The organism is Streptomyces sp. NPDC059455 (assembly GCF_042750115.1).
GTDB lineage: Bacteria > Actinomycetota > Actinomycetes > Streptomycetales > Streptomycetaceae > Streptomyces > Streptomyces endocoffeicus.
Genome location: NZ_JBHYVB010000183.1, coordinates 17,466 through 21,472, shown reverse-complemented (window position 1 = coordinate 21,472; position 4,007 = coordinate 17,466). Strand labels below are relative to the sequence as shown.

The 4,007-nt window shown below is 70.6% G+C and carries 3 protein-coding genes and 1 tRNA gene; all 4 read left to right on the top strand.

Annotated features, from left to right (window positions below; all coding sequences use genetic code 11):
- The first annotated feature begins 311 nt into the window (after positions 1-311).
- A tRNA-Gln gene (locus tag ACFXB5_RS41585) sits at positions 312-383 on the top strand.
- Between the two features lie 140 nt (positions 384-523).
- The gene (gene glmU / locus ACFXB5_RS41580) at positions 524-1,981 is read left to right on the top strand and encodes a bifunctional UDP-N-acetylglucosamine diphosphorylase/glucosamine-1-phosphate N-acetyltransferase GlmU (RefSeq protein WP_385218631.1); all 1,458 of its coding nucleotides are present in this window, start codon (positions 524-526) and stop codon (positions 1,979-1,981) included.
- Between the two features lie 71 nt (positions 1,982-2,052).
- Positions 2,053-3,030 (top strand): ribose-phosphate diphosphokinase, encoded by a 978-nt coding sequence (locus ACFXB5_RS41575; protein WP_385218630.1) that lies wholly within the window; start codon positions 2,053-2,055, stop codon positions 3,028-3,030.
- Positions 3,031-3,251: 221 nt separating this feature from the next.
- On the top strand, positions 3,252-3,851 hold the full coding sequence (locus ACFXB5_RS41570) for a 50S ribosomal protein L25/general stress protein Ctc (RefSeq protein ID WP_385218628.1): 600 nt from the start codon (positions 3,252-3,254) through the stop codon (positions 3,849-3,851).
- The last annotated feature ends 156 nt before the right edge of the window (positions 3,852-4,007 follow it).

Sequence of the window (4,007 nt, the reverse complement as noted above, 5' to 3'; positions counted from 1 at the left end):
CGCCCGCGGCGCATAGTTTGGCCGCGCCCCGGGGGCGGGGGCGCGCCCCCCCCCCCCGCCCCCGCCCCCCCCCCCCCCCCGCCGGGGGGGCCCCCCCCCCCCCCCCCCCCGCCTCTTCCCCCGTCGAACTCATAGCGACCAGCCTACGGCGGGGCGCCAGCGCTTTTCCCGGTGACACGGCGGCGCGCCGCCGCGCCGTTCGCGCCCCCGACGGGGTGGCGCATACCGTCGCACGGAGGGCTCCTGGTACGGCATAGTGGAGGGCGCCGAAGCGGCGATCTGATCGAATTCCGGTCAGATGGCTTGCGCCATCCCCCGTGGTGTAATTGGCAGCACAGTGGCTTTTGGTGCCATTTGTCCGGGTTCGAGTCCTGGCGGGGGAGCTTCACATTCCGCCCCGGATCCCGCCTCGCGTTCCGCCTTCCCGGGGTCTGACCTCCCGGCTCGGGACCCTCCTTCCTTTCCGCCCGGAAACCTCTCGGTATCCTGCGGGTGTCCACCCCCGAAGCCGAAGGGCACACCCGTGAGCGCCAACCGCCCGGCAGCCGTCGTCGTCCTCGCAGCGGGTGAGGGCACCCGCATGAAATCGGCGACCCCGAAGGTTCTGCACGCCCTCTGCGGCCGCTCCCTCGTCGGGCATGTCGTCGCCGCCTCCCGTGAGCTCTCCCCCGAACATCTCGTGGTCGTGGTCGGCCACGCCCGGGAGCAGGTCTCCGCGCATCTGGCCGAGACCGACGCCGAGGTGCGCACCGCCGTCCAGCACGAGCAGAACGGCACCGGGCACGCCGTCCGGATGGGCCTGGAGGAGCTGTCCGACAGCGGGGTCGCCCTCGACGGCACCGTGATCGTCGTCTGCGGCGACACCCCGCTGCTGACCGGCGAGACGCTCCAGCGGCTCGCCGCGGCCCACGACGCCGACGGCAACGCCGTGACCGTGCTGTCCGCCGAGGTCCCCGACGCCACCGGCTACGGCCGGATCGTGCGGGAGGACGCGACGGGTGCCGTCACCGCGATCGTGGAGCACAAGGACGCGACCGACGCGCAGCGCGCGATCCGCGAGATCAACTCCGGGGTCTTCGCCTTCGACGCCCAGCTGCTCACCGACGCCCTCGGCAAGGTGCGCACCGACAACAGCCAGGGTGAGGAGTACCTCACCGATGTGCTCGGCATCCTGCGCGAGGCCGGGCACCGGGTGGGCGCGTGCGTGGCGGGCGACCACCGCGAGATCGTCGGGATCAACAACCGCGTCCAGCTGGCCGAGGCCCGCAGGCTGCTGAACGAGCGGCTGCTGGAGCGGGCGATGCTGAGCGGTGTGACCGTCGTCGACCCCGCCACCACCTGGATCGACGTGACCGTCACCTTCGAGCCGGACGCGCTGGTCCACCCGGGCACCCAGCTGCTGGGCGCCACCCACCTGGCCACGGACGCCCAGGTCGGGCCGAACTCCCGGCTCACCGACACCACCGTCGGCCGGGGCGCGGCCGTCTCGTTCACCGTCGCGGACGGCGCGGAGATCGGCGCGGGGGCGAGCGTGGGGCCGTACGCGTATCTGCGCCCCGGGACCCGGCTGGGGGCCAAGGCCAAGGCCGGCACGTATGTGGAGATGAAGAACGCCACGATCGGCGAGGGCACCAAGGTGCCGCATCTGTCCTACGTGGGCGACGCGACGATCGGCGAGCAGACCAATATCGGCGCCGCCAGTGTCTTCGTGAACTACGACGGTGTGAACAAGCACCACACCACCATCGGCAGCCACTGCCGGACCGGGGCCGACAACATGCTTGTGGCTCCCGTCACGATCGGGGACGGTGCTTACACCGCCGCCGGATCGGTCATCACCAAGGATGTGCCCCCGGGCTCGCTCGCCGTCGCACGCGGACAGCAGCGGAACATCGAGGGCTGGGTCGCCCGCAAGCGCCCCGGAAGCGCCGCGGCGCGAGCCGCCGAGGCCGCTCGTCGGGAGGACGAGGGTCAGCAGTGACATCTGCACAGGTACACCGTGCGGGGCGTACGGTGAGAAGTGCACCAAAGTGACATCCAAGGAGACTTGTTGTGACCGGGATCAAGACGACCGGCGAGAAGAAGCTGATGCTCTTCTCCGGCCGCGCCCACCCCGAGCTGGCCGAGGAGGTCGCCCATGAGCTGGGCGTCAGCTTGGTCCCGACCAAGGCATTCGACTTCGCCAACGGCGAGATCTACGTCCGCTTCCAGGAGTCGGCGCGCGGCGCCGACTGCTTTTTGATCCAGAGCCACACGACTCCGATCAATAAGTGGATCATGGAGCAGCTCATCATGGTCGATGCGCTGAAGCGGGCCTCCGCGCGCTCGATCACGGTGATCGTTCCGTTCTACGGCTACGCCCGTCAGGACAAGAAGCACCGTGGCCGCGAGCCGATCTCGGCCCGGCTGGTCGCCGACATGCTGAAGACCGCGGGTGCCGACCGGATCCTCACGGTCGATCTGCACACCGACCAGATCCAGGGCTTCTTCGACGGCCCGGTGGACCACCTCTTCGCACTGCCGGTGCTCGCGGACTACGTGGGCGCCAAGGTCGACAAGTCCAAGCTCACCGTGGTGTCGCCGGACGCCGGCCGGGTGCGGGTCGCGGACCGCTGGTGCGACCGGCTGGGCGCGCCGCTGGCGATCGTGCACAAGCGGCGGGACCCGGACGTGGCCAACCAGGTCACGGTGCACGAGGTGGTCGGCGATGTGCGGGGCCGGGTATGTGTGCTGGTCGACGACATGGTCGACACCGGTGGCACCATCTGCGCGGCGGCGGACGCGCTGTTCGCGAACGGCGCGGAGGACGTGATCGTGACCGCCACCCACGGTGTGCTGTCGGGTCCGGCCGCGGACCGGCTGAAGAACTCCAAGGTCAGTGAGTTCGTCTTCACCAACACCCTGCCGACTCCCAGCGAGGTGGAGCTGGACAAGGTGACCGTGCTGTCGATGGCGCCGACGGTCGCCCGCGCGGTCCAGGAGGTCTTCGAGGACGGCTCGGTGACCAGCCTGTTCGAGGAGCAAGCGTGAGCGGCTTAACCTCCCCGGACCGAACGTAGAGGCCACTCCCGTCAGGGGGTGGCCTCAGCCGTTGGCAGAGGCACTCTCGGCCATTGGTAGAATCGTGGGGTTGCTCGGCGAGGGAGGCCGCTTCTCACAGCGGCTGTCCGTTATCGACGCGCTCTTCGTAGCAGGTCTGTCGTGGGCCGGGTGACGCCCACACACCGTAAACGATCTACGAGGAGTGCCCCATGGCCGAGGTCAAGATCTCCGCAAAGCCCCGCACCGAATTCGGCAAGGGTGCCGCCCGCCGTACCCGCGCCGCCGATCGCGTTCCCGGCGTTATCTACGGCCACGGCGTCGAGCCGCTGCATGTCACGCTGCCGGCGCACGCCCTGCTGATGGCGCTGAAGACCCCGAACGTGCTGATCCGTCTGGACGTCGAGGGCGGCAAGGACGAGCTGGTCATCCCGAAGGCCGTGCAGCGCCACCCCATCAAGATCGGCGTGCTGGAGCACATCGACCTGCTGCTGGTGAAGAAGGGTGAGAAGGTCACCGTCGAGGTGCCGATCCTCACCGAGGGCGACCTGGCCCCGGGCGGCAACCTGCTCGAGCACCTGCTGAACGCCCTGCCGGTCGAGACCGAGGCGACCCACATCCCGGAGTCGGTCACCGTCTCCATCGCGGGCCTGGACGCGGGTGCCACCATCCACGCCAAGGACATCACCCTCCCGGCGGGCACCACGCTGGCCGTCGAGGAGGACGCGGCCGTGCTGCAGGTCGTCGCCGCCCAGGCCGAGGCCCCGGCCGAGGAGGGCACCGAGGGCGAAGGCGAGGGCGCCGAGGCGTAATCTGCGCCTGCTCCCTTTTCGCTTCTCCGGCCCCCGGGCCCCCCCCCGGGGGGGGGGGGGGCGGCCCGCCCCAAGGATAGAACAACACAATACGGGCGCAACCCCCCCCCCGCGAGGGGTGGGGCGCCGGCCACCCCGGGGCGGGGACCGCGGCCA